We start from the raw sequence: 1,676 nt of genomic DNA, 5'->3' as shown, positions 1-1,676 counted from the left end.
AGCTGATAGCTGATAGCTGATAGCTGATAGCTGATAGCTGATAGCTGATAGCTGATAGCTGATAGCTGATAGCTGATAGCTGATAGCTTCCCATTCATTCAGCCCCCATCTACTTTTAACCTGCTAAGTTAAAAATAATTAATTTATAAATAAAGGACTACCCATGAAAGCTGTTATTCCTGTTGCTGGCCTTGGTACGCGTATGCTGCCTATGACTAAAGCAATCCCTAAAGAAATGCTACCTATTGTAGATAAGCCACTTATACAATACATAGTAAGTGAGTGTGTAGCTGCTGGTGTTAAAGACATTGTACTTGTAACGCATAGTTCTAAAAACGCCATAGAAAACCATTTTGATACTAGCTACGAGCTTGAAGCAACGCTTGAAAAACGCGTTAAGCGTGCTCTGCTTGAAGAAGTACGCTCTATTTGCCCTACCGATGTAACAGTTATGAGTGTACGCCAAGGCGAAGCTAAAGGCCTAGGCCACGCTATTTTGTGTGCAAAGCCAATTGTGGGCGATAACGATTTTATTGTACTGCTGCCAGATGTGATACTTGATGCTTACACAGCCGATCAAAAAACTGAAAACTTAGCAGCTATGATCAAACGCTTTAACGAAACTAAAGCAAGTCAAATTATGCTTGAGCCGGTAGCACAAGAAGATGTAAGTAAATACGGTATTGCTGATATAAACGGCGTGCAATTAACGCCAGGCAACAGTGCGGCAATTAAAACCATGGTTGAAAAGCCTGAAGCTGATAAAGCGCCTTCAAACCTTGCTGTAGTAGGGCGTTATGTACTAAGCAAAAACATTTGGCCACTGCTTGCTAAAACACCAGTAGGTGCTGGTGGTGAAATACAATTAACCGACTCTATTGATGAGCTAATGAAGCAAGAAACCGTTGAAGCGTTTCACATGAGTGGCCGCTCGCATGACTGTGGCGATAAGCTAGGCTACTTAAAAGCAATTGTAGAATACGGAATGCGCGATGCAAAACTTGGCGATGATTTTGGCCAATATTTAACGTCGTTAGTTAACGATGAGCCGGCTGCGCAATCTGATAATGTTGTAAATTTATAATATTGTAGAATCTATATTATTTATAAGCGCGGCTATATGCCGCGCTTTTTTGTGGGTGTATGTATTTTGGCTGACAGCCAGCTATTGTGCTCTGCGTGAGCAAGCTTCACGCCTACATAGGTTTTATGCTCGGAGTATATTGTTATTTTGTAGGCGCCTTGCTTGCTGGCGCACTTAGGCTTTATGCCTAGTTAAACAATAAATTTAGACGCGAGGTAAACTCGCTGCTACTTAAATGCCTTACTCATTTACTCCTCTTTTTCTTCTCTTTGTGCAATAGGGTTTTAAGTAACTTATTTACAAAGTGGTTAAGAGACGCTGCGCTATAGAGGATAACGCTGTAGTCGCGGCTTTATGCCGCGTTAAGGCTAAACGCGAGGAAAACTCGCTACTACTTAAATGCCTTACTCATTTACTCCTCTTTTGCTTCTCTTTGTGCAATAGGGTTTTAAGTAACTTATTCACTAAGAGGTTAGGAGACGCTGCGCTCTAGAGGGGAACGTTGTAGTCGCGGCTTTATGCCGCGTTAAGGCTAAACGCGAGGAAAACTCGCTGCTACTTATATGTTTTCTCATTTACTCCTCTTTTTCTT

1 protein-coding gene is annotated in these 1,676 nt (G+C 41.7%); it reads left to right on the top strand.

Annotated elements, in window-relative coordinates; genetic code table 11:
- Positions 1–163: 163 nt before the first annotated feature.
- Positions 164–1,084 (top strand): UTP--glucose-1-phosphate uridylyltransferase GalU, encoded by a 921-nt coding sequence (gene galU / locus AN393_RS19505; RefSeq protein WP_055018938.1) that lies wholly within the window; start codon positions 164–166, stop codon positions 1,082–1,084.
- Positions 1,085–1,676 lie beyond the last annotated feature (592 nt).

It is taken from the genome of Pseudoalteromonas sp. P1-25 (genome assembly GCF_001401805.1).
GTDB lineage: Bacteria > Pseudomonadota > Gammaproteobacteria > Enterobacterales > Alteromonadaceae > Pseudoalteromonas.
This window is presented reverse-complemented; position numbering and strand designations above follow the sequence as displayed.